Below are 23,164 nucleotides of genomic sequence, written 5' to 3'. Positions count from 1 at the left end.
ATGGGCATGACTATATTTCACTATATCGCATTGGGGATGTTCGCGACATTCGTGATCGTCGACCTGATCTTTCGCGCGCGGGACTTTCCCCGCATCGGTCTGTGGCCCGTCATGGGCGCCGCATCGGCCGTCCTCTACTTCGCGATCGGCACCTATGCGCCATTCCTGTGGGATGCGTGGCTGGGCGAACGGCAATTGTTCGATGGCCGCGCCTTGCCCTTTGTGGTGCAGGTGGTGGGCGGGCTGCTGCTGCTCGAACTCGGTGTCTATGTCTGGCACCGCACGATGCACCGCTTCGATCCGCTGTGGCGCGCCTTCCATCAGATGCATCACAGCGCCGAACGGGTCGACATCTGGGGCGCCTTCTATTTCCACCCGCTCGATATGCTGGGATGGGCGCTGCTCAGCTCGCTCTGTCTCGTCGGGATCGTAGGCTTGTCGCCGGAGGCCACGTTGATCGTCGCGCTCGCCGCGACCTTCCTCGCGATGTTCCAGCACGCCAATATCCGCACGCCGCACTGGCTGGGCTACATCGTCCAGCGCCCCGAAAGCCACGCGCTCCACCATCAGCGCGGCGTCCACGGCCACAATTATTCGGACCTTCCGATCTGGGACATCGTCCTCGGCACCTTCCGCAACCCGCGCGCATGGGCGGACGATGCGGGCCTCCACGCCGGCTCGACGATGCGCGTGCTGCCGCTGCTGGTGGGGCGCAAGCTGGCCTAAGCCGCCATCCAGTCCTTCAGCGCTTCGCCCGCGCGTTCGGCGTACATCGCTTTGCGGTCGCTCTTGCTCTTGCGGCCGCCCTTGGCGTCGACGAGCGGGGGGAACAGGCCGAAATTGACGTTCATCGGCTGATAGGAGTCAATCTCCGCCCCGCCGGTGATGTGGCCCAGCAGCGCGCCCAGCGCGGTCGTGGGGGGCGGGGGCGCCATTTCGGTGCCAAGGATCTCGGCGGCGGCGAAGCGGCCCGCGAGCAGGCCGATCGCGGCGCTTTCGACATAGCCCTCGCATCCCGTAATCTGCCCCGCAAAGCGGATGTTCGGCCGCGACTTCAGGCGCAGCGTCCCGTCCAGCAGGCGCGGCGATTGGATGAAGGTGTTGCGGTGCAGCCCGCCCAGCCGCGCGAACTCGGCATTTTCCAGGCCGGGGATCGTGCGGAAGATGCGCACCTGCTCGCCATGCTTCAGCTTGGTCTGGAAGCCGACGATGTTCCAAAGCGTGCCCAGCGCATTGTCCTGCCGCAGCTGGACGACCGCATAGGGCCAACGCCCGGTCTTCGGATTATCCAGCCCCACCGGCTTCATCGGCCCGTAACGCAGCGTATCGACGCCGCGCTCGGCCATCACCTCGATCGGCATGCAGCCGTCGAAATAGGGCGTGTTCTTCTCCCACTCCTTGAACTCGCCCTTCTCGCCGTCGATCAGGGCCTGGTGGAAGGCCAGATACTGCTCCTTCGTCATCGGGCAGTTGATATAGTCCTTGGTCTCGCCCTTATCCCAGCGCGAGGCCATCCATGCGACGTCCATATCGATCGAATGGTGGTGGACGATCGGCGCGATCGCATCGAAGAAGGCCAGGGCATCCTCGCCGGTCGCGCTGCCGATCTGCCCGGCCAGCGCCTCGGCCGTCAGCGGCCCGGTGGCGATGATCACGCGGCCGTCGGGCAGGGCGTCGACGCGCTCGCGCACCAGTTCGATATTCGGATGGCTCGCGATCGCCTCGGTCACGCCCTCGGCATAGCCCTCGCGATCGACCGCCAGCGCGGAGCCGGCGGGCACGCGATGCTTGTCGGCCTTAGCCATGATCAGCGAACCCAGCGCGCGCATCTCGTGATGGAGCAGGCCGACCGCATTGGCGGGATCGTCCGACCGGAAGCTGTTCGAACAGACGAGTTCGGCCAGGCTGTCGGTCTGGTGCGCGGGGGTGCCCTCCACCCCGCGCATCTCCGACAGGCGCACCTTGATGCCCGCCTGCGCCAGCTGCCACGCGGCTTCCGAACCGGCGAGGCCGCCGCCGATGATGTGAACCTGATATGTCATATGCGCACGCCTTTAGAGGCTTTCATCGCGCGGGGGAACAGGAGGAGGCAATTGGTCCGCTATCGGACCGGTGCGACCAAAGTCTAAGCCCTGTCGCACGGCTTTCTTAACCATTTCCGCGCCATGCGGGACGGCATGATCAGCGCGGAAACCGTCCTCAGCAAAATCGGGATATTGACCCGCGATGTGACGCGCGCGGGGGAGATTGGCGATCTCGATCTGATCCGCATCAACGGCATCCGGCTCCTATGCGCCTGCGGGTGGGCAAGCCTGTTCGTGATGGCGATCTGCGGCCTCGTGATCGGGGCGGACGATCTGACGATCGCTTTGCTGATGGGCGTTGCGATCAACATCGTACCCACCCAGTGCGCGCTACGCGGCCGCCACGATCTGCCCGCGATGCTCAGCGTCGCGATGATGATCGCGCTGCACCCCGCACTCTTCCTCTACGTGTTCACCGGCCATGCGTGGCAGATGGACCTGCACATGTATTTCTTCGTCGGGCTCGGCGCGCTGGTCGTGCTGTGCGACTGGCGCCCGCTGGTGCTGGCGACCGGGATCATCGCGGTTCACCATCTGATGCTGGAAATGGTTCGCCCGCAATGGGTGTTCCTCTCCACCGACAGCGGCGATATCGGCCGCGTCTTCCTGCACGGCGCGGTCGTGCTGCTCCAGTGCACCTTTCTGGGCTTCGCCGCCCAACGCCTCGCCGGCCTGCTCCGCGCGCAGCAGGCGGCCCGCGCCACCGCGCAGCACCTGCTCGTCGAAAGCCAGGAGGCGACCGAGCGTGCGATCAAGGCGCGCGCCTATGCCGAACAGGCTTATGCCGCGCAGATCGAGGCCGAACGGATCGCCGATCGCGAACGCACCGCCCGCGTCGAGGAACAGCGCGCTGCCGCCGAACGCCGCCGCGTGACGTTGCTCGATCTGGCCGACCGCTTCGAACATTCGGTGGCGGGCGTGGTCCGCTCGGTCCTGTCCTCGTCGGGCGAACTCGAAGGCTCTTCGCGCGAACTCAATGCTCTGGCGGTGGAGGCCAGCCGCAAGGCGGGCGACGTCGCGCTGACCGCGCATGCCGTCACCGAACGATCACGCGAAGTCGCCGCCGATATGGGCGCGGTCGCACATTCGGTCGCGCGCATCGCCAGCCAGGTCAACGAACAGGGCGCGCTCACCGCGGTTGCGCAGCGCAGCTCCGAACAGGGTGACGATTCGCTCGCAGCCCTTGCGGAGCGGACCACCGACATCGTCGGTTTCGCCGACATCATCGCCGACATCGCTTCGCGCACCAATCTCCTCGCGCTCAACGCCTCGATCGAGGCTGCGCGCGCAGGCGAGGCGGGGCGCGGCTTCGCGGTGGTGGCGGATGAGGTGAAGCTGCTCTCGCGCCAGGCCAAGGACGCGACCGGCAAGATCACCGCTCTGGTCGCCACGGTCGACGAGCGTGCAAGCGCGGTCGAAGGCGCGCTGGCCGAGGTTGCGGATGTGGTCGGTTCATTGGGGGTCACGTCCGACCGGATCGTCGCCGAGATCGCCGAACAGCTGGCCGTGTCTAACAGCGTCGGCGGCCATGCCGACGGCACCGCGCAGGACGCCGCCGACATGGCGGACCGGATGAGCGAAGTCGCCCACGCCGCCGACGCCGCCGGCGCGCTCTCGGGCAACGTTCAGACCGCCGCCACCCGCCTGTCCGCCGACGCGCTCAGCCTCAAGGCCGCCACCGAAACGTTCGTGGCGCAGTTGCGAGCGGCGTGACGCCCCCATTGATCCTCCCCCGCCAGGGGGAGGTGTCAGCGTAGCTGACGGAGGGGGAGGGCGGCGGCTAACGGGAGGTTTCGTATCCTCCCCCTCCGTCGCCTTCGGCGCCACCTCCCCCTGGCGGGGGAGGATTAGAGAGGGGCAACTAACCCCGATCGTCGAAGAACAATTTCACGACATGCTTGGGCCGCAGCGTCAGGCGGCTGATCGGTTCGGGCTTGGGCGCATCCGGGTAGCGCAAGCGGAAGGCGTGGATCACCGAGGCGAGCGTCAAGATGCCCTCCTGCTGCGCGAAGCCCGCGCCGATGCAGATGCGTGGTCCCTTGCCGAACGGCATGTAGGCGCGCTTGGCGGCTTCGGCTTCGGCCGGATCGTCGAAGCGATCGGGCGCGAAGGCGTGCGGGCATTTCCAATTGTCGCGGTTGCGCTGGATCAGCCACGGCGAGACGACCAACATCGCGCCGTTCTGCAGCAATTTGTCGCGCATCGTCGTCGGCGCAGTGATCTCGCGGACGAAGAAGCTGACCGGCGGGTAGAGGCGCAGTGTTTCCTTGAACAGGTTGCGCACCCCGTCCAGCCCGCGCAGATGTTCGAAGCCCAGCGGCGCATCGCCCGCCACGCGCTCTATCTCGGCGGCCAGCGCCTCCTGCAGATGCGGGCATTCGGACAGCAGGTAGAGCGCCCACGTCATCGTGCTCGCCGCCGTCTCATGCCCCGCCAGGAAGATGGTGGAGACCTGTTCCATGATCTGTTCGTAGGTGAAGGGCGCGCCCGTCACCGGATGCCGCGCCTCCATCAGCGACTGGAGGATGTCCTTCTGCGCCTCGCCCGTGCCGCTGTGGAAGGCGTCGTGGCGCGCCTTCACGATCGGGCCGAACACCGCATGGATATCGGCCGCCGCCTTCTTTGCGCGGCGGCGATAGCCGAAGGTCGGCAGGCCGTAGAGGCGCAGCATCGCGCCCGGCTGAATATTCTCCTGATAGCGATGGAAGGCGCGGTAGATCGCGTCCGCGCTCGCCCCGTCCAGCTTCACCGAGAAGATCGTGCGATAGATGATGTCGGCCGCGACATGCGTCATCAGCGGATCGACGCCGATCGGCTTGCTGCGATCGAGCGCGGTGATCTGCGCCATCAGATCGTCCACCGCGCCCTGCATCGCGGGATAGACGCGCTTGAGGTTGGTGTGCGCAAAGGCGGGGTTCACCATCGCGCGCTGCTGTTCCCAATCTTCGCCATTGGCCGAAAAGACGCTGTTGCCGATCAGCGGGTCGAGCAGGTCGTTCAGGAACGGATGCTTGGGGAACGCCTTTTCGCGATCGTCCATCACCCGATCGACGACCTCCAGATCGTTGGCGATGTAGAAATCGAGCCGGGGCAGGCGGATCTCGCCCATCCGCATCGTATAGCTTTTTTCGAACAGCGTGTGGATCCAGCTGCTCCATCCGGTCAGGAACCGTTTGAACAGCGACGCCTTGCTCTTGTGCGGAACGGGATAGGGCGGGGTGAAGATCGGCGCGTCGCCATCATGCCGCTCACCGGTTACGGGGCATTGATCAGCCATTTTCGGCCTCGAATGCGGCGATCGACTGCGCCAGCGGGCGCGCGCCCGAACTCAGCGCGATATAATCGAGCGGGGACAGGCGATCGAACGTCCGCAGATAATCGAAATGCGTCTCATACTTGTTGCGGCGGCGCGCCTGATAGGTGGCGGGGTCGCAATATTTGAACCAGCGCGGGCTCGTCTGGAACAGGCGGGCGCGGCGTGGTTCGCGGGTGCTGATGCACGGATCGATGCCGGCGATGCACGCGCCGTCGGTGATCGATCCGATGTCGAGCCAGCGGAAATCGCCCCGGCCGACCTGTGCGAGCATCTCGTGGAAACGATGGCTGTCCTTGCGATTGCCGATCAGCGCGATGCACGATCCCAAAGTCACGAAGCCGAAGCGATCGGGCAGCGCGCCGCCGAAGCGATCGAGCAGCCGCGCCATCATCGGCACGCCCATGATCGATCCGTTGCTGTGCGTGACGAACAGGATCTCGTCCCAATCCTCGTCGAAGCTGGCGGCGATCTGATCGGCGAATTCGTTCATCCGCGCCTCGACATCGGGCGGCAGCCGATCGTTGGCCAGCGTATCGTTGAAGATGATGAAGCGCAGCAGCCAGAAGCCCTGGATCTTCTTCACGATGAACATCGACACCGCGACCGCCACGATCGCCGTCACCGCCAATCCCCAGCCCCAGCCGAGCAGCGCGATCGCCGGCAGGCACAGCAGCAGCCCCAGCAGGATCGGCAGCGCGATCGCGGAGACGCCCGGATAATAGAAGGCGAAGCGGACGCCGAACGGAAACGTCTTCACGATCGGCCAGTCGAGCAGCCGGGTAAAGTTCCAATAGGCGGCGGCCGATCGTTTGAGCAGCGCCAGCGGGTTCTTCACCCAATGGGTGCGCACCACATCGTCCCAGCCCAGAAAGACATAGTCGGTGCGCGTATCGGGATCGCGATCCTCGATCGTCCACGCCACCGAATGCGGCGGTTCGCGGCGGCGCTTGCCGACGGTGACGTGGCGGCCCGCCATCGCGTTGAACAGCGTAGCCTGTTCGCCGAACATCTGGTGATAATATCGGGCGCCGCGTGGATCGAAGCCGCTGAGATAGAAGATTTTGCGCTTGAAAGCCTGCATCGCGGCTGTCTACTCGGTCCATGCCCGATGGGAAACGCCAATATTGCCTGTTCATGGACGGGCGCAAATATGATCGTAACGAAGGCTGCCACGCCCACGATCTCGCCTACGGAATCCACGGCGGCGGGAGCGAGAAGGATCGCCGCGCCGCCGATCTGACCCTCTATCGCCGGATGCGGGAAAAGGGCGATCCGATGGCCTTCGCCGCCCTGTTCTTCACCACCGTCTATGGCTGGTTCTTCTTCAATTATCACGGCACCCCGTGGCAGGGGCAGCTCGTCCGGAAGATATTCCCGCGATATTGAACCGCTTGAGGGGCAGGGCGTTGGTTCGGCATCAAAACCGAACAAGGAGATCGCCCCCATGCTTATCGTTCACGGCGCAATGGTCCTCGTCGCCGATGGCCGCAAGAGCCTGTTCCTGCGCAACGAAGGCGATGCTCAATATCCCAACCTCGTCGTGGAGGATCAGGCGGCCCACGCCGACCTTGCCGATCGCGAGATGAAGACCGACGCGGCCGGCCGCGCCATGTCGCCGGTCGGCGGCCGCCAGAGCGCTATGGAGGAACCGGATTATCACCAGATCGAGGAAGATCGCTTCGCCGCCGATACCGCGCTGATGCTCAAGCAGAAGGTCGACGATTTCGAAAAGCTGATCATCATCGCCCCGCCGCGCACGCTGGGCGAACTGCGCAAACATTATGACAAGGCGGTCGCCGAAAAGATCGTCGCGGAGATCGACAAGGATCTCACCCGCCACCCGACCGACAAGATCGAAAAGGCGCTGCTGGCCCTCTGATGATCCACCACGTCTCCTTCGGGACGGACGACGTCGCGCGTGCCCGAGCCTTCTATGATCCGGTCATGGAGGTGCTCGGGATGCGGCGGCTGATGCTCGACGATTATGGCGTCCATTACGGCACCGGCGACATCGAGTTCAGCCTGATCCGCCCGTCGGACGAGCGGGCGGCGAGCGCGGGCAACGGCGCCCACGTCGCCTTCACGGCGCGCGATCGCGCAATGGTCGATCGCTTCCACAACGTCGCGATGGCGCATGGCGGCCACAGCGACGGCGCCCCCGGCATCCGCACCGATTACGACGCCAACTATTACGCCGCCTTCGTCCACGATCCCGATGGCAACAAGATCGAGGCGGTGACGATGTCCGCCGCCTAATTCGTCATTGCGAGCGTAGCGAAGCAATCCAGGCCCGAATGTGAGTGGGCCACGAGCCTCTCAAGTGCGGAACTGGATTGCCGCGTCGCCTGCGGCTCCTCGCAATGACGAGGAGTTTGTGGCGAGGATTGGGTGACGAGGACGCGGCTTATGCCGCGTCCTTCGCGCGGTCCTTCATTTCCTGGTTGAGCATTTCGGCCAGCAGGAAGGCGAGTTCGATCGACTGGCCTGCGTTCAGGCGGGGGTCGCAGTGGGTGTGGTAGCGATCGGCGAGGTTCTCGTCGGTCACCGCCATCGCCCCGCCGGTGCATTCGGTGACGTTCTGGCCGGTCATCTCGGCATGGATGCCGCCGCCATGCGTGCCTTCGGCCCGGTGCACCGCGAAGAAGCCGCGCACTTCGGCCAGGATGCGCTCGAACGGGCGCGTCTTGTAGCCGTTGGCGGCCTTCACGACGTTGCCGTGCATCGGATCGCACGACCACACGACCTGACGCCCTTCGCGCTTCACCGCGCGGACGAGGCTGGGCAGGTGCTTTTCGATCTTGTCGTGGCCGTAGCGCGTGATCAGAGTGACGCGGCCGGGCTGGCGCGCGGGATCGACCGTGTCGAGCATGCGCAGCAGCGCGTCCGGCTCTAGGCTCGGGCCGCACTTGAGGCCGATCGGATTGCCCACGCCGCGCAGATATTCGACATGCGCCGATCCTTCGAAGCGGGTGCGATCGCCGATCCACAGCATATGGGCGGAGGTGTCGTACCAGTCGCCGGTGGTGCTGTCGCGGCGGGTCAGCGCCTGCTCGTAGGGGAGCAGCAGCGCCTCATGGCTGGTGTAGAAGCTGGTGCCGGCAAGCTGCGGCACCGTTTCCGGGTTGATCCCGCACGCGGCCATGAAGTCGAGCGCGTCGCCGATCCGCTGCGCGACCTGCGCATATTGCGATGCCCAGGGACTCCGGCCCATGAAATCGAGCATCCAATTGTGAACGCGGTGCAGGTTCGCATAGCCGCCCTGCGAGAAGGCGCGCAGCAGATTGAGCGTCGCGGCCGACTGGTTGTAGGCGCGGATCATCCGCTGCGGATCGGGCGAGCGACCGGCTTCGGCGAACTCGATATCGTTGATGATATCGCCGCGATAGCTGGGCAGCGAGACACCGCCGATTTCCTCGTTCGGGGCCGAACGCGGCTTGGCGAACTGGCCCGCCATGCGGCCGACCTTCACGATCGGCAGCTTGGACGAATAGGTCAGCACGACCGCCATCTGCAGCAGCACGCGGAACGTGTCGCGGATATTGTCCGGATGGAATTCGGCGAAGCTTTCGGCGCAGTCGCCGCCCTGGAGCAGGAAAGCCTTGCCCTCGGCGACCTTGGCGAGATCCGCGGTCAGCGCGCGCGCCTCGCCCGCAAACACCAGCGGCGGATAGCTCGACAGCTCCTTTTCCGCCGAGGCGAGCGCCCCCGCGTCGGGATAGACGGGCATCTGCACCGCTTCGTGATTGCGCCAGCTGTCGGGCGTCCAGTTCGTCGCCATTGGTCCTGATATCCTTTCGAGCCGGCGCATGTGCGCTCGGGACGGGGGAAAGGCAAGGGGAGGGTGGCTTGGGGGCAGGGAAGCGGGGCTTTTGCGCCACACTCCTCTCCGTGGTTCGTCGCCTCTTATCCTCCCCCGCCAGGGGGAGGTGGCGCCGAAGGCGACGGAGGGGGAGGGCGGCGACCAGCCCGGAGTTAGCCGTGTCCTCCCCCTCCGTCAGCTACGCTGACACCTCCCCCTGGCGGGGGAGGATTTTGCGTGCCTCAGTGGTGCGCCGCTGCCAGCCGCGCCACATGATACTCGATATCCCCGTAAGCCTTCTCCAGCGACAGCAGCCGCCGGTAATGATGGCTGATCGCATATTCATCGGTCACGCCGTAGCCGCCGTGGATCTGGACGCCGTGGCGCATGACGAGCTGGCTCGCCTCGCCCATCACCACCTTGGCGGCGGAGATGGCGCGGATGCGCGCCTGCGCTTCGCCGTCGAGCGAGGCGAGCGCGCCGTAGAGGGCGGAGCGCGACTGGTGGGTCGCCACCAGCATGTCGACGATCATATGCTGGAGCGACTGGAAATTGCCGATCGGCTGCCCGAACTGCTTGCGCTCCTTCATGTACGCCGAGCAGAGATCGAGGCACGCCTCCATCGATCCCACCGCCTGCGCGACCGCGGCGATCGCAGCGCGATCGGTCGCGGCGAAGAGGAGGTCGGTCGCCTCGGCGCCGGACGCCAGCAGCGCGTCGGCATCGACCGTCACGCCCTCGAAGCGTAGGTCTGCCGCGCGGGTGCCATCGACCAGCGGATAGCTGGAGAGGCCGAGGCCCGCAGCACCCGCATCGACCACGAACAGCGATGTGCCCGCATCGGCGAGATCGGCGCTGACGATGAAGTGGGTGGCGGACGGCGCGTCGAAGATCACCGACTTGGCGCCGTCGATCCGATAGCCGTTGCCGTCATGCACCGCCGTGGTCGCGCGCGGCGTATCGATATCGTAGCGGTCGCCGATCTCGGCATGGGCAAGCGCGACCAAAGCCTCGCCGCCCGCAATCCCGCCCAGCAGAGCCTCCTGCGCGCCGCCCGCCTGCGCGAGGATGTGGGCACACAGGACCACGCTGTTGATATAGGGTTCGGTCGCCAGCCCCTTGCCCAGCGCGATGTTAAGCAGGGCGACGTCCTCCATCGTGCCGCCCAGGCCTCCGGCTTCCTCGGGTATCGGCAGCATCAGCCAGCCAAGCTCGGCGAACTGCGCCCAGCCATCGGCGTCGAGGCCGTTGTCGATATGGCGGCGTTCGCGCCATTTTTCGACCTGCCCGCGCTCCTTCATCAGCCGCTCGGCGCTGTCGAGCAGCATCTGCTGCATCTCGCTATAATCGAAGTTCATCTGGGCGTTTCCGTTCAGAGGCCGAAGGCGAGCTTGGCGAGGATGTTCTTCTGCACCTGCTTGGTGCCGCCGTAGAGAGTGGCGGCGCGCATGATCGTGGCGATCGCGGTGCGGCCCGGCACATATTCGGGCCAGTCGGGCAGGCTGGGCGCGGGCTGATCGCGGCCGGGCACATAAGCGCGCAGGCCGCGGGTGGCGAGCAGATCGACCTGAATCTCGGTCGTCGCCTGCTGCATCTCCGATCCGCGCAGCTTCAGGATCGACGAGGCGACCGAGGCATCGAAGCCGTGCGATTCGTTCGCCAGCACGCGCAGCACCGACCATTCGAGCGCGGCCAGATCGGCCTCCAGCCGTGCCAGGCGACCGGCAAAGGCGGGCGACTGCGACAGCGGGCGGCCATCGTGCACGATATCGTCGGCGATCATCCGCGCGCGGCGCAGTTCGCGCTTGTTCCAGAAGATGAAGGCGCTCGATGTCCGCTCATGCTCCAGCAGGAACTTGGCCGAGGTCCATCCCTTGCCGGGCGTGCCGACGAGGTTTTCGGCGGGCACTTCCACGTTATCGAGGAACACCTCGCACAGATGCTCCTCATCGTTGATCTGCGGGATGCGGCGCACGGTGATGCCGGGGGATTTCATGTCGATCAGCAGGAAGCTGATCCCCGCCTGCGGCTTCACGGTCAGATCGGTCTTGACCAGGAAGAAGCCCCAGTCGGCCTCGTAAGCCGTGCTGGTCCAGATCTTCTGGCCGTTGACGATATATTTGTCGCCTTCGAGCTTCGCGTGGGTGCGCAGCGAGGCGAGGTCGGAGCCGGAGCCGGGTTCGGAGAAGCCTTGACACCAGATATGGGTGCCGCGCCGGATTTCGGGCAGGAAGCGCGCCTTCTGCGCATCGTTGCCGAAGGTGTAGATGACCGGGCCGACCATGTGGGTGCCGGTCCACTGGAATTCGGGCGCGCTCGCCAGATACATCTCGTCTTCGAAGATGTATTTGCGGATCGCGCTCCAGCCGGTGCCGCCATATTCGACCGGCCAGGCGGGGACCGACCAGCCCTTGTCGTCGAGCAGCTTGAACCAGTCACGCTGATCGTGCGTGTCCGAATTCATCGTCGTCGTCAGCCGCTGGCGCTCGCGAATGTCGGCGGGAAGGATGGCGCGCAGCCCGGCGCGCACGTCCTGCCGGAAGATTTCATCTTCTTCTGTGTAGCGGAAATCCATGTCGCCTAAACGCCTCTGACCATTGTCCCGAGTAAAAGAGTTTGCTCTTTTACCGTTGAGCCGCTTCCACCGTCCCGCGACCGCGATGTCAAGGGGGTGGCGGCGACGAGAAAACAATAAGGGAGAGGCCGGTGACGGCGGGATATGATCATATCGTGGTCGGCGGGGGCAGCAGCGGCTGCATCGTCGCATCGCGCCTGTCTGACGATCCCGACGTCCGCGTGCTGCTGGTCGAGGCGGGGCGGCGCGATGCGGGGCTGCTGTCGACGATCCCCGGCATGATCTTCCGCGTCGCTTATGATCCGCGCAACGGCTGGGGCTATATGACCGAGCCGCAGGCGGCGCTGAACGGACGTGCCTTGTCGATGACGCAGGCGCGGGTGCTGGGCGGCGGGAGTGCGATCAACGGCATGTGCTATTCGCGCGGCTTTGCGCATGAGTTCGACCATTGGCGCGCGCTCGGCGCCGATGGCTGGAGCTATGACGAGGTCTTGCCGTGGTTCCGCAAGCTGGAGCGCAGCGCGCGGGGCGGCGGGCGCTGGCACGGGAATGGTGGCCCGATGTCGGTGGTGCGCGGCGGATCGCGGCTGGGGATCATCCACGCGGCGGCCGAGGCGATGGCGCAGGCGGGCTATGCGCGGCTGGACGATCTGTCGGTGCCCGAACCCGACGGCATGGGCCATTATGACTGGTTCATCGCCAGGGGCCGCCGCGCCAGCACCGCGAGCGCCTATCCGGGCATATTGAGCCATCGCCCCAATCTGACGGTGATGGCCGACGCGACCGTGCTGCGCGTGATCGTCGAGGGCGATCGGGCGGTCGGGATCGAGGTGGCGCGCGACCGCCGGATCGAGACGATCCGCGCGGAGGGCGAAGTGATCCTGTCGGGCGGGGCGATCAACAGCCCGAAGCTGCTGCTGCAATCGGGGATCGGCGATGGCGATGCGCTCAAGGCGCTGGGCATTCCCGTGGTGCTCGATCGCCCGCAGGTGGGGCGCAATCTGCAGAACCACACGGCCTATGTCCTGACCTACACGGTCAACGCGCCGGTCACCGCCTATAACTATCTGAAGCCGGTGCAGGGCGCGATCGAGGTTGCGCATTATCTGTTCGGGCGGGGCGGTTTCCTGGCGGAGGGGACCGGCAATTATGGCGGCTTCTTCCGCAGCGATCCGGCGCTCAGCCATCCCGATTTCCAGCTGTTCGTCGCGGGCATGCTGCGCGGCGAACGGCGCGGGCCGCTGGGGCTGCTGCCCGATCGGCACGGTTTCGCGCTGGGGATCAACGAAGGGCGGCCCAAGAGCCGGGGCGAAGTGCGGCTGCGTTCGGCCGATCCGTTCGCGCCGCCGGTGATCGATCCGCGCTATTTCGAGGATGCGCGCGATATGGAGGCGCTGATCGACGCGACGCTGCGGATGCGCGAACTGGCCGCGCAGCCGGCGCTCGCGACGTTGATCGAGGCGGAGGTCGGGCCGGGACCGGCGGTGACGAGCCGCGCGCAGATCGCCAAACATATCCGCGCGACCGTGGGCAATCACTACCACGTCTGCGGCACCTGCCGGATGGGCAGCGACGCCGATGCCGTCACCGATCCACAGCTGCGCGTGAAGGGGATCGGCGGCTTGCGCGTCGCGGACATGAGCGTCGCGCCCGAACTGGTGAACGGCAATACGGGCGCGGCCGCGATGATGATCGGCGAGCGGGCGGCGGCGCTGGTCGCCGGGCGCGGGATCGAATAGGGAGACGGGGCATGAGCGGAGCGATCGACAGGGCCGAGGCGATACGCCGCGTGATGGCGCCCGGCAGCGATTGGGAAATGGTGACCGAAATGGTCGATGGCCAGCCGCTGCGCCTGTTCCGCGGCTTCGCGCGCACGCTGCCCGATTTCTACCAACAGGCGCTCGACACCTATGGCGATCGCATCCTGTTCGTCGATGGCGACACGACCTTCACCTATGCCGACATCTTTGCCGAATCCGCGCGGCTGGCGGTGGCGTTGCGCGATCGTTTCGGGGTGGGGGCGGGCAGCCGCGTCGGAATCGTGATGCAGAATTGCCGCGAATATCTGACCAGCTTTACGGCGGTCACGATGCTGGGCGGCGTCGGCGTGCTGATCAACAGCCGGGGGACGGGCGGCGAGATCGCCCGCGCGATCGAGGATACCGACTGCGCGCTCGTGATCGCTGACGGCAAGCGGATCGCGCGGCTGTTGGCTTCCTCTAATCCTCCCCCGCCAGGGGGAGGTGGCAGCGTAGCTGACGGAGGGGGAGGACACGAAACCTCTGGATCATCGCCGTCCTCCCCCTCCGTCGCCTCCGGCGACACCTCCCCCTGGCGGGGGAGGATGAATGTGCCTCTCATCGCTACGGACGGCGATCTGCCCGGCGTCGCATCCTATGCCGATCTGATCGCGGCCATTCCCGAAACCCCCTTCTTCGCGCGGCCCGCCGATCCGGGTGAGCTGGCGGCGATGATGTTCACGTCGGGCACGACCGGCCGGCCCAAGGGCGCGGCGCTCGCGCATCGCAGCATGCTCGCGGGGCTGTCGGTCAGCGTGTTCGCCAATGCGGTGGGGACCGAGATGATCCGCGCGGCGATGGGGCCGGCGGCGGACGCGATGCTCGCGCGGCAGAGCGCGAACCTGATGATCGCCCCGCTGTTCCACGTCAGCGGGCTGCACAATGTCTATCTGCGCGCGCTGGCGCAGGGCGGGCGTATCCACCGCCTGTCGCGCTGGGATCCGGAAGAAGCGATCCGCCTGATCGCCGAGCATCGGATCGAATCGATCGGCTGCGTGCCGACGATGATGTGGGACATTCTCCGCTCCCCGATCTTCGCCGATCATGACCTGAGCTGCTTGCGGTCGATCGGCGCGGGCGGCGCGCCTTTCCCCGACAATCTGGTGCGCGAGATGAAGGAAAAGCTGCCTGGCTGCACGATCGGCATGGGCTATGGCATGACCGAGAGCAACGGCGCCGGCACCAATATCGGCGGCCCCGATCTGGCCGCGCGGCCGGGCGCCGTCGGGCGGCCCAACCCGCTGACCGACATCCGCATCGTTGATGATCAGGCGCAGCCGCTGCCGCAGGGCGAAACGGGCGAGATCGCGATGCGCGGATCGGTCGTCATGCAGGGCTATTTCGGCAATGCGGAGGCGACCGCCGCGAAGATCGTCGACGGCTGGCTGCTGACCGGCGATGTCGGGCGCTTCGATGCGGAGGGCTATCTCCACCTCGTCGACCGCAAGACGCAGATGATCATCACCGGCGGCGAGAATGTCTATTGCGCCGAGGTGGAGGCCGCCTTGTCGACCCACCCGGACGTGCGTGAGGTTGTCGCGGTCGGCGTGCCGGACGATCGGCTGGGCGAACGCGTGGTCGCGGCCATCGCGGCGCAGCCGGGGGTGGCGATCGATACGCAGGCGCTCGACGCGCATGTCCGCGCGCGGCTGGCCGATTATAAGGCACCGCGCGATTATGTGGTGCAGCCCGATCCGTTCGATCGCACTGCCAATGCGAAGATCGACCGCCGCGCCGTGACCGAGGCGGTCCGCGCGCGCTTTGCTGCGGGGGCAGGCGCCTGATCGAGCCGCACGCACAGGTGTCGGACGCACGGGGGCCGGACGCCGCGCCGACGGGGGCGGTCGCGGTGCTGTGGTTTGCGGGCACCGTCTCCACTCTGCTGCTGTTCGCGTTCGATATCGGGCATCTGCGGGGGCTTCTCGTGCCCGAACATGGCGTCCTGATCGGGCGCGATTTCGTGAACATTTGGGTGGGTGGCAAGCTCGCCTGGGGCGGGCGGCTCGACATCCTTTACGATCCGCAAGCCTATTGGGCAGCGGCGCGGGGGATGTTTGCGGGGCTGTTGCCGCACAATTATTCCTATCCGCCGCAGAGCCTGATCCCGGCCGCCCTGCTGTCGCTGCTGCCCTATCCGGCGGCACTGGCGACGTGGCTGGTGGCGACGACGGGCCTGTTCCTGATCGCCGCGCGGCCGTTCATGCGCGGGCTGCCGCTCTGGATGGCGGCGCTGACGCCCGGCGCGCTGATCAACATCTGGGCGGGGCAATATGGGCTGCTGGCGGGGGCTTTGTGGCTGTTCGCCTTCGCCGCGATGGACCGGCGGCAGGGGCAAGCGGGGCTCTCCGCCGCTTTGCTGACGGTGAAACCGCATCTGGGGCTGCTGATCCCGATCATCTGGATCGCGCGGCGGCGGTGGACCGCTTTGGGCGTGGCGGTGGCGGGCACGCTGGCGATCGTGGCGGTGAGCGCGGCTTTGTTTGGGACCGGCATCTGGATCGATTATCTGACCAAGGCGCCCGAGACGCAGCGCGCGATCCTGGAGGCGCCGGGGGATCAGCTCTATTTCCGGATGATGCCGACCACCCTCGTCGCTTTGCGCGGTTATCCGGCGATGCTGGGTATCGCGGTGCAGGCGGCGACGGCGCTCGCGGCGCTGGCGCTGCTATGGCGGGCGCGCAAGGCGGGGGCGGGGGATCTGGCGTTCATCGCGGCGACCGCGACCTTCCTGATACTGCCTTATGCGTTCGATTATGACATGACGGTCGCGACGCTCGGTTTCGGGCTGACGCTGGCGACGCGCTGGCGGCGGCTGGCGGCGTGGGAGGCGCCGGTGCTGTGCGTTGCTTATCTGCTGCCCGGAAGGATGATCGCGTTCGGGGCGATCCCGGTGGGGGTGGCGCCGCTGGTTCTGCTGGGCGCCTTATGGGTGCAGGTGCGCCATGCCAGCCCTCAGGAGAGCGCGGTGTAGCCCTTGCGGGTGCGGCGGCGATAGTCGGCCGGGGTTTGAGAGGTCGATTTGCGGAAGGCGGCGTTGAAGCTGCTCGTGTGCGTGAAGCCCAGCCGGAACGCGACTTCCTTCAGCGGAAGATCGGTGCTGTCGAGGAAGGCGCGCGCGCGGGCGATCTGGAGCCGGCGGGCATAGCTCGACACGCTTTCGCCGGTGCTGGCCTTGAACAGCCGCTGCAGGTTGCGCGTGCCCATGCCGCAGAGCTGCGCCAGTTCGTCGAGCGCGACGGCGGGATCATCCTCCAGCCGATCGCGGATCAGGCCCAGCTGGCGGCTCGAAAGCCCGCCGCTCGCCTCGACCGGCACGCGCTCCTTCAACAGGTAGCGGCACAGTTCGTAGATCATCACGGTCGACAGGGCATCGGTGACGGCGGCGCTGCCGAGGCCGGGCTGGGTCACTTCGTCGAGCATGTGGAGCATCAGCGGGGTCAGCCGCGATCCGGCGAGATCGAGCCCGCGCTCCAGCTGTTCGTCGGTCCAGCCGAAATCGCGCTCGACCGCCTGATGCATGCGATCGTTCGAAAAGCCGTGGATCAGGACGCGGGTGTGCCCGTGCAGGTTGCGCCATTCATAGGTGACGCCGGCGGGGCGGAAACGGATCGATCCGCCCTGCACATAATCGGTGATCCCGAACTCCGGGCAGCGCGCCTGGCCGGGATCGATCCGGCTGAGCGGCAGGAACAGGACCAGATGATTGTCGGGCGTGCGGATCACCGAGCTCACCGGCTGCTCCGTGAAGAAGCGGGTGACCTTGACCGAATAATCGTCGGCCTCGTGATATGCCTGGGTCTGCGCCATCTCTAAGCCCGGATTATGGACCCTGGCGGCCTTTGGGTCAAATCGGCGCGGCTTCCACCACTTCGCATATCGCGTTCGCGCCATAAGTTGCGCGCGAACGACAATGACGGGCGCCGATCTGAGCTAAAACCCAGCATAATCAAATCGCTATGGCCGATTTCCGCCAAAGTGCGCGATCTGCGCCCGGCTTGCACCCCGATCCGTCGCTGTGAGACAAAGGGGCGTCGGAAAAGACGGCCGTAAAGCCGCCCGAGAGAGAGGATGTTGATGGCCAAGGTCATGATCGAGGCCGCGATCAACGGGATGAACCTGCGGGATCAGAACCGGAATATCGCGTATAGCAATGAAGAGGTGATCGCCGATGCGGTCGCCACCACGCGCGCGGGCGCATCGATGATCCATTTCCACGCCAAGCAGCCCGATGGCGGCTGGAATGACGAGGTCGACGATCTGGCCGCGATCATGCGCGGCATCCGCGCCGAGGGCGTGTCGCCGATCCTGTGGCCGACCTTTTCGGGCGGGGCCGACGTGCCGCAGCGTTTCCGCCATTATACCGCCTTGTCGGCCGATCCGGCGACCAAGCCCGATGTCGGCGCGTGCGACATGGGTTCGGTGAACCTGGCGTGGTGGGACGAGGCGAACAAACGCTACATCCGCACGCACCTCTACCAGAACCTGATCGACACGACCCGCGAGGTGATCGAGCATCATACGTCGCTGGGCCTCACCCGGCCGACGCTGCAGATCTTCGAGCCGGGCCATCTGCGCACCGCGCTCAAGTTCCTGGAGATGGGCGTGCTGGGTGAGCCGCTGCTGGTGAAATTCTATCTGGGCGGCCCCGAACAGCCCTTCGGCCTGCCGCCGACGCCCGCCAGCCTGGAGGCTTATGCCGACATGCTGAAGGGGGTGCGGGCCTCCTGGTTCGCGAGCTGCTTCGGCGGCGATATCATCCCGCTGCTGCCCTACGCGATCGCGATGGGCGGGCACTGCCGGATCGGGCTGGAAGATCATGATTACAAGCATGAAGGGCAGCCGACGAACGTCGAGCTGGTGAAGCGCTGCGTCGCGATCATCGAGGCGATGGGCCACGAGGTCGCGACCCCCGAAGACGCCCGCGCGCTGCTCGAAATCTGATTGTTGGAAGGAAGAGAGATGGCGACATCTGACATCATCATCCGCGGCGGCACGGTCGTCGACGGCACCGGCGCCGAACCCTATCAGGCCGATGTCGCGATCCGCGACGGCGTGATCGCCGCGGTCGGCCAGAACCTTGGCAGCGCGCGCGAGGAGATCGACGCGACGGGGTGCATCGTCACCCCCGGCTTCGTCGACATCCACACCCATTATGATGGGCAGGCGATCTGGTCCGACCGGATGGAGCCTTCGTCCAACCACGGCGTGACGACGGTGGTGATGGGCAATTGCGGCGTCGGCTTCGCGCCGTGCCGTGCCGAGGATCACGACCTGCTGATCACCGTGATGGAGGGGGTCGAGGACATTCCCGGCGTGGTGATGAATGCGGGCCTTTCGTGGAACTGGGAAACCTTCCCCGAATATCTGAACGAGGTCGACAAGCGGCCGCGCGATATCGATGTAGCCGCCTATCTGCCGCACAGCCCGTTGCGCGTCTATGTGATGGGCAAGCGCGGGGCCGAGCGCGAGGAGGCGACCGCGGAGGATCTGGCGAAGATGCGCGCGATCGCCAAGGAAGCGATCGAGGCCGGGGCGCTGGGTTGCGCGACGTCGCGCGTGTTCATCCACCGCACGTCCGACGGCAAATATATCCCGACCTATCGTTCGTCCGAGGCGGAGCTGCAGAACCTGGCCGACGGCATGACCGACGCGGGCGGGGGGATCATGCAGATGGTCGGCAACACGCCCGAGGACGGGTGGGAGCATGACGTGCGCATGATGGAGCGGATCACGACGGCGTCGGGCCGCCCCTTCACCTTCACGATGGGCGCGCACACCGACAGCCACGACGTGATGAAGGTGCTGCGCGAGGCGAATGATGGCGGTGCGAAGCTGACCGGCCAGATCTTCCCGCGCCCGGTGGGGATGATCCTGGCGCACAATCTGTCGTGGAACCCGTTCACCTTCTGCCCGAGCTTCGCGCCGCTGGCGGCGCTTTCGGACGAGGACCGGCTGGTCGAATTGCGCAAGCCCGAAGTGCGCGCGCGGCTGGTGTCTGAGGAAGCCGACCTGCAGATTCCGCTGGCCAAGAGCACGCGCGACTTCACCCGCATGTTCCCGCTGGGCGATCCGCCGAACTACGAGCCGACCCCGGAGGACAGCGTCGCCGCACGCGCCGCGCGCGAGGGCGTGGACCCGTTCGAATGGGCTTATGACTATCTGCTCCAGAATGACGGCAAGGCGCAGTTGCTGCTGTCGCTGGGCAATTTCGTGAACGGATCGCTCGATCTGCTGCGCGAGATGATGGACCATCCCAACCTGATCTTCGGGCTGGGCGACGGTGGCGCGCATTACGGGCTGATCTGCGACGCGAGCTTCCCGACGCATATCCTGACGCATTGGGTGCGCGATCGCGGGCGCGGGCTGCTGCCGCTGAGCCAGGCGGTCGCGACGCTGACCCGGCGGCCGGCGGAGACGGTGGGGCTGTACGATCGCGGCGTGCTGGCGCCCGGATACAAGGCCGACGTCAACGTGATCGACACCGCGAAGCTGGCGCTCCACGCGCCGACGGCGGTGCGCGACCTGCCCGGCGGCGGACGGCGGCTGATGCAGAAGGCGAGCGGCTATCGCGCGTCGATCGTGTCGGGCCGGACGATCTCCCGCGATGGCGTGCCGACCGGCGACCTGCCCGGCCGGCTGGTGCGCGGCGCGCAGGCCGCGCCGGTGGCGATGGCGGCGGAGTAGGGCAATTCTCATCCTCCCCCGCCAGGGGGAGGTGTCAGCGCAGCTGACGGAGGGGGAGGGCGGCGGCCAACTGAAGGCTTCGTGTCCTCCCCCTCCGTCGCCTTCGGCGCCACCTCCCCCTGGCGGGGGAGGATGAATTGGGCGCACAAACCTCATCTGTTGGCGCGAAAAGACAAAGGTGCGGCGGGGAGGCGGCAGGTTCATTGATAGTGAACCAGTGCCCGCCCATATAGGTTGTCGAAACGGCGGACCCCGAGTCCGCCCCTGGAGACTAGATGACCGAAACACTGCCCCTGCTGCCGCTGCGCGACATCGTCGTGTTCCCGCACATGATCGTGCCCCTGTTCGTCGGCCGCGAAAAATCGGTGGCCGCTCTGGAAGCCGCGATGGCGGCGGACAAGTCGATCTTCCTGGTGGCGCAGCTCGATCCGGCTGAGGACGATCCCGATCGCGATGCGCTCTACGATCTGGGCGTTGTCGCCACGGTATTGCAGCTTCTGAAACTGCCCGACGGCACGGTCCGCGTGCTGGTCGAGGGCAAGCAGCGTGCGCGCCTGACCGAACTGGTCGCGGGCGAGACGCATCTGAACGCCGCGATCGAAACGCTGGAGCCCGCCACGTCGGATGACGAGGAAGCGGCCGAACCCGCCGAGCCGATGAGCCATGAGCTTTCGGCGCTGATGCGATCGGTGATCGACCAGTTCGAAAATTATGCGCGATTGAACAAGAAGCTGCCGGCCGAAACATCGGTCCAGCTGAGCCAGATCGAGGATCCGTCGAAGCTGGCCGACTCGGTCGCCGCCAACATCTCGATCAAGGTTGCCGAGAAGCAGGCGCTGCTGGTCGAACTCGACGCCGCCAAGCGGCTCGAAATGGCGTTTGCGCTGATGGAAGGCGAGCTGGGCGTCCTGCAGGTCGAAAAGAAGATCCGCAGCCGCGTGAAGCGGCAGATGGAGAAGACCCAGCGCGAATATTACCTCAACGAACAGTTGAAGGCGATCCAGCGCGAGCTGGGCAATGGCGGTGACGAAGGCGATGGCGGCGACGAGCTGGCCGAGCTGACGCAGAAGATCGCAGAACTCAAGCTGTCCAAGGAAGCGCGCGCCAAGGCCAATGCGGAGCTGAAGAAGCTGCGCACGATGGCGCCGATGTCGGCCGAAGCGACGGTGGTGCGCAACTATCTGGACGTGCTGCTGGGCCTGCCGTGGGGCAAGAAGTCCAAGCTGAAGAAGGATATTGCGGCGGCGCAGGCCGTGCTCGATGCCGATCATCACGGGCTGGAGAAGGTGAAGGACCGGATCGTCGAATATCTGGCGGTCCAGGCGCGCACCAACAAGCTGAAGGGTCCGATCCTGTGCCTCGTCGGCCCGCCGGGCGTGGGCAAGACCTCGCTCGGCCGTTCGATCGCCAAGGCGACCGGACGTCAGTTCGTGCGCCAGTCGCTGGGCGGCGTGCGCGACGAGGCCGAGATCCGTGGCCACCGCCGCACCTATATCGGTTCGCTGCCGGGCAAGATCGTGACGAACCTGAAGAAGGCCGGCACGTCCAACCCGCTGTTCCTGCTCGACGAGATCGACAAGCTGGGCCAGGATTTCCGCGGCGATCCGGCGTCGGCGCTGCTCGAGGTGCTCGATCCGGAACAGAACAACAAGTTCCAGGATCATTATCTGGAGATCGACGTCGATCTTTCGGACATCATGTTCGTGTGCACCGCGAACAGCCTGAACCTGCCGCAGCCGTTGCTCGATCGCATGGAGATCATCCGTCTGGAGGGTTATACCGAGGACGAGAAGGTCGCGATCGCGCAGGAGCATCTGCTCGACAAGCAGGTCGAGGCGCATGGCCTCAAGAAGGGCGAGTTCGAGCTGACCGAGGCCGCGCTGCGCGACCTGATCCGCTATTACACCCGCGAGGCGGGCGTCCGCACGCTGGAGCGCGAGATCGCCAAGGTCGCGCGCAAGGCGCTGCGCCGCATTCTGGAGGGCAAGGCCGAGAGCGTCGTCGTGACGCCCGAAAACCTGCACGAATTCTCCGGCGTCCGTAAGTTCCGGTACGGGATCGGCGAGGAAGAGGATCAGATCGGCGCGGTGACGGGGCTGGCGTGGACCGAGGTGGGCGGCGAATTGCTGTCGATCGAGGCGGTGACGGTGCCCGGCAAGGGCGGCGTCCACACGACCGGCAAGCTGGGCGACGTGATGAAGGAATCGGTCCAGGCAGCCTTCAGCTTCGTGCGCGCCCGCGCGCCGGGCTATGGCATCAAGCCCAGCCTGTTCGGCCGCAAGGACGTCCACATCCACCTGCCCGAAGGTGCTGTGCCCAAGGACGGGCCGTCGGCGGGCATCGGCATCGTCACCTGCATCGTCTCCGCGCTGACCGGCATTCCGGTGCGCCGCGAAGTCGCGATGACGGGTGAGGTTACGCTGCGCGGCCGCGTGCTGCCGATCGGTGGCCTCAAGGAGAAGCTGCTGGCGGCGCTGCGTGGCGGGATCACGACCGTTCTCATCCCCAAGGAGAATGAGAAGGATCTGGCCGAAATCCCGGCGAACGTGCGCGAGGGGCTGAAGATCATCCCCGTGTCGCATGTCGACGAGGTGCTCGAACTGGCGCTGTCGGCGCAGACGACCCCGATCGAATGGACCGAGGCCGACGACCTCGCCAGCCAGCCGGTCCCGCCCCCGGGCGCTCCCGGGCCGGCGACGGGGACGGTCCACCACTGATGACGAAGAGGCCGGGCGGAAACGTCCGGCCTTTTTGGTTTTGTGGTGTGTCGATCCTACACGCGACGTCACCCCGGACTTGATCCGGGGTCCCGCTTCTTCCTTCTGCTTCGGTGGGGAGGTGAGGCTGTAAATCCTCCCCGGTACGGGGAGGGGACCGCGAAGCGGTGGAGGGGGCTGGCCACAGGCG

18 protein-coding genes are annotated in these 23,164 nt (G+C 66.3%); 11 read left to right on the top strand and 7 right to left on the bottom strand.

All coding sequences use genetic code 11. The annotated features are described in order from the left end of the window. Positions 1 to 6 precede the first annotated feature (6 nt). Positions 7 to 726, top strand: a complete 720-nt coding sequence (locus EOD43_RS12220) for a sterol desaturase family protein (RefSeq protein WP_127744134.1) — start codon at positions 7 to 9, stop codon at positions 724 to 726. On the opposite strand, the gene trmFO is transcribed toward EOD43_RS12220, so the two are convergent. Further along, a complete protein-coding gene (gene trmFO, locus EOD43_RS12215; protein WP_127744133.1) occupies positions 723 to 2,042 on the bottom strand; it encodes a methylenetetrahydrofolate--tRNA-(uracil(54)-C(5))-methyltransferase (FADH(2)-oxidizing) TrmFO in 1,320 nt (439 codons plus the stop codon). The genes EOD43_RS12220 and trmFO overlap by 4 nt on opposite strands. 135 nt (positions 2,043 to 2,177) lie before the next feature. Here trmFO and EOD43_RS12210 point away from each other — a divergent pair, with 135 nt between their 5' ends. Next, positions 2,178 to 3,797: a methyl-accepting chemotaxis protein gene (locus tag EOD43_RS12210; RefSeq protein WP_164857217.1), complete on the top strand. Its 1,620-nt coding sequence runs from the start codon at positions 2,178 to 2,180 to the stop codon at positions 3,795 to 3,797. Between the two features lie 148 nt (positions 3,798 to 3,945). Here the strand turns inward: EOD43_RS12210 and EOD43_RS12205 are convergent, their stop codons facing one another. Further along, on the bottom strand, positions 3,946 to 5,361 hold the full coding sequence (locus EOD43_RS12205) for a cytochrome P450 (protein ID WP_127744131.1): 1,416 nt from the start codon (positions 5,359 to 5,361) through the stop codon (positions 3,946 to 3,948). Beyond that, a complete protein-coding gene (locus tag EOD43_RS12200) occupies positions 5,354 to 6,481 on the bottom strand; it encodes a hypothetical protein (protein WP_127744130.1) in 1,128 nt (375 codons plus the stop codon). The genes EOD43_RS12205 and EOD43_RS12200 overlap by 8 nt, the downstream gene beginning before the upstream one ends. A gap of 20 nt (positions 6,482 to 6,501) precedes the next feature. Here EOD43_RS12200 and EOD43_RS12195 point away from each other — a divergent pair, with 20 nt between their 5' ends. Genes EOD43_RS12195 through EOD43_RS12185 form a run of 3 tightly spaced genes read left to right on the top strand, consistent with a single transcriptional unit; the run spans position 6,502 to position 7,656 of the window. After that, positions 6,502 to 6,786 carry a hypothetical protein gene (locus tag EOD43_RS12195; protein WP_127744129.1) on the top strand — a complete coding sequence of 95 codons (285 nt, stop codon included), beginning with the start codon at positions 6,502 to 6,504 and terminating at the stop codon, positions 6,784 to 6,786. 58 nt (positions 6,787 to 6,844) lie between these two features. Continuing rightward, positions 6,845 to 7,279, top strand: a complete 435-nt coding sequence (locus EOD43_RS12190) for a host attachment family protein (protein ID WP_127744128.1) — start codon at positions 6,845 to 6,847, stop codon at positions 7,277 to 7,279. After that, on the top strand, positions 7,279 to 7,656 hold the full coding sequence (locus EOD43_RS12185; protein WP_127744127.1) for a VOC family protein: 378 nt from the start codon (positions 7,279 to 7,281) through the stop codon (positions 7,654 to 7,656). Before EOD43_RS12190 ends, EOD43_RS12185 begins: the two co-directional genes overlap by 1 nt. Positions 7,657 to 7,804: 148 nt before the next feature. On the opposite strand, the gene EOD43_RS12180 is transcribed toward EOD43_RS12185, so the two are convergent. The 3 genes from EOD43_RS12180 to EOD43_RS12170 all read right to left on the bottom strand — a co-directional run bounded on the left by EOD43_RS12180 (position 7,805) and on the right by EOD43_RS12170 (position 11,774). Further along, positions 7,805 to 9,178 (bottom strand): class II 3-deoxy-7-phosphoheptulonate synthase, encoded by a 1,374-nt coding sequence (locus EOD43_RS12180; protein WP_127744126.1) that lies wholly within the window; start codon positions 9,176 to 9,178, stop codon positions 7,805 to 7,807. 263 nt (positions 9,179 to 9,441) lie between these two features. Next, entirely contained in the window at positions 9,442 to 10,557 is a 1,116-nt protein-coding gene (locus tag EOD43_RS12175; protein WP_127744125.1) for an acyl-CoA dehydrogenase family protein, read from the bottom strand. A 14-nt stretch (positions 10,558 to 10,571) separates the two neighbouring features. Next, positions 10,572 to 11,774 carry an acyl-CoA dehydrogenase family protein gene (locus tag EOD43_RS12170; protein ID WP_127744124.1) on the bottom strand — a complete coding sequence of 401 codons (1,203 nt, stop codon included), beginning with the start codon at positions 11,772 to 11,774 and terminating at the stop codon, positions 10,572 to 10,574. A 131-nt stretch (positions 11,775 to 11,905) separates the two neighbouring features. Here EOD43_RS12170 and EOD43_RS12165 point away from each other — a divergent pair, with 131 nt between their 5' ends. From EOD43_RS12165 to EOD43_RS12155, 3 genes are read left to right on the top strand one after another with little or no spacing between them, the layout of a single operon-like run. Further along, complete coding sequence (locus EOD43_RS12165; protein ID WP_127744123.1) at positions 11,906 to 13,513, top strand: GMC family oxidoreductase; 1,608 nt, start codon at positions 11,906 to 11,908, stop codon at positions 13,511 to 13,513. Positions 13,514 to 13,524: 11 nt separating this feature from the next. Next, entirely contained in the window at positions 13,525 to 15,357 is a 1,833-nt protein-coding gene (locus tag EOD43_RS12160) for a class I adenylate-forming enzyme family protein (RefSeq protein ID WP_127744122.1), read from the top strand. Positions 15,358 to 15,374: 17 nt separating this feature from the next. Further along, positions 15,375 to 16,544 (top strand): glycosyltransferase family 87 protein, encoded by a 1,170-nt coding sequence (locus EOD43_RS12155; RefSeq protein ID WP_127744121.1) that lies wholly within the window; start codon positions 15,375 to 15,377, stop codon positions 16,542 to 16,544. Here EOD43_RS12155 and EOD43_RS12150 read toward each other — a convergent pair. Continuing rightward, positions 16,526 to 17,380: a helix-turn-helix domain-containing protein gene (locus EOD43_RS12150; RefSeq protein ID WP_164857216.1), complete on the bottom strand. Its 855-nt coding sequence runs from the start codon at positions 17,378 to 17,380 to the stop codon at positions 16,526 to 16,528. The two genes, EOD43_RS12155 and EOD43_RS12150, sit on opposite strands and share 19 nt — an antisense overlap. Before the next feature lie 267 nt (positions 17,381 to 17,647). Between EOD43_RS12150 and EOD43_RS12145 the strand changes: the two genes are divergently transcribed. The 3 genes from EOD43_RS12145 to lon all read left to right on the top strand — a co-directional run bounded on the left by EOD43_RS12145 (position 17,648) and on the right by lon (position 22,974). Then, a complete protein-coding gene (locus tag EOD43_RS12145) occupies positions 17,648 to 18,514 on the top strand; it encodes a beta-keto acid cleavage family enzyme (RefSeq protein ID WP_164857215.1) in 867 nt (288 codons plus the stop codon). 18 nt (positions 18,515 to 18,532) lie between these two features. Beyond that, positions 18,533 to 20,257, top strand: coding sequence for an N-acyl-D-amino-acid deacylase family protein (locus EOD43_RS12140; RefSeq protein ID WP_127744118.1), 1,725 nt, complete (start codon positions 18,533 to 18,535; stop codon positions 20,255 to 20,257). Positions 20,258 to 20,532: 275 nt separating this feature from the next. Then, the gene (gene lon / locus EOD43_RS12135) at positions 20,533 to 22,974 is read left to right on the top strand and encodes an endopeptidase La (protein WP_127744117.1); all 2,442 of its coding nucleotides are present in this window, start codon (positions 20,533 to 20,535) and stop codon (positions 22,972 to 22,974) included. Positions 22,975 to 23,164: the final 190 nt, after the last annotated feature.

Origin of the sequence: Sphingomonas crocodyli (genome assembly GCF_004005865.1) — a bacterium.
Classification (GTDB): Bacteria; Pseudomonadota; Alphaproteobacteria; order Sphingomonadales; family Sphingomonadaceae; genus Rhizorhabdus; species Rhizorhabdus crocodyli.
The sequence above is the reverse complement of the archived record's forward strand: the minus strand, read 5'-3'. Positions and strand labels throughout refer to the sequence as shown.

Coding starts and splice junctions, on each gene's coding strand:
- EOD43_RS12220 (WP_127744134.1), top strand. CDS start 7: ATGACTATATTTCACTATATCGCATTGGGGATGTTCGCGACATTCGTG.
- trmFO (WP_127744133.1), bottom strand. CDS start 2,042: ATGACATATCAGGTTCACATCATCGGCGGCGGCCTCGCCGGTTCGGAA.
- EOD43_RS12210 (WP_164857217.1), top strand. CDS start 2,178: ATGATCAGCGCGGAAACCGTCCTCAGCAAAATCGGGATATTGACCCGC.
- EOD43_RS12205 (WP_127744131.1), bottom strand. CDS start 5,361: ATGGCTGATCAATGCCCCGTAACCGGTGAGCGGCATGATGGCGACGCG.
- EOD43_RS12200 (WP_127744130.1), bottom strand. CDS start 6,481: ATGCAGGCTTTCAAGCGCAAAATCTTCTATCTCAGCGGCTTCGATCCA.
- EOD43_RS12195 (WP_127744129.1), top strand. CDS start 6,502: ATGCCCGATGGGAAACGCCAATATTGCCTGTTCATGGACGGGCGCAAA.
- EOD43_RS12190 (WP_127744128.1), top strand. CDS start 6,845: ATGCTTATCGTTCACGGCGCAATGGTCCTCGTCGCCGATGGCCGCAAG.
- EOD43_RS12185 (WP_127744127.1), top strand. CDS start 7,279: ATGATCCACCACGTCTCCTTCGGGACGGACGACGTCGCGCGTGCCCGA.
- EOD43_RS12180 (WP_127744126.1), bottom strand. CDS start 9,178: ATGGCGACGAACTGGACGCCCGACAGCTGGCGCAATCACGAAGCGGTG.
- EOD43_RS12175 (WP_127744125.1), bottom strand. CDS start 10,557: ATGAACTTCGATTATAGCGAGATGCAGCAGATGCTGCTCGACAGCGCC.
- EOD43_RS12170 (WP_127744124.1), bottom strand. CDS start 11,774: ATGGATTTCCGCTACACAGAAGAAGATGAAATCTTCCGGCAGGACGTG.
- EOD43_RS12160 (WP_127744122.1), top strand. CDS start 13,525: ATGAGCGGAGCGATCGACAGGGCCGAGGCGATACGCCGCGTGATGGCG.
- EOD43_RS12150 (WP_164857216.1), bottom strand. CDS start 17,380: ATGGCGCAGACCCAGGCATATCACGAGGCCGACGATTATTCGGTCAAG.
- EOD43_RS12145 (WP_164857215.1), top strand. CDS start 17,648: ATGGCCAAGGTCATGATCGAGGCCGCGATCAACGGGATGAACCTGCGG.
- EOD43_RS12140 (WP_127744118.1), top strand. CDS start 18,533: ATGGCGACATCTGACATCATCATCCGCGGCGGCACGGTCGTCGACGGC.
- lon (WP_127744117.1), top strand. CDS start 20,533: ATGACCGAAACACTGCCCCTGCTGCCGCTGCGCGACATCGTCGTGTTC.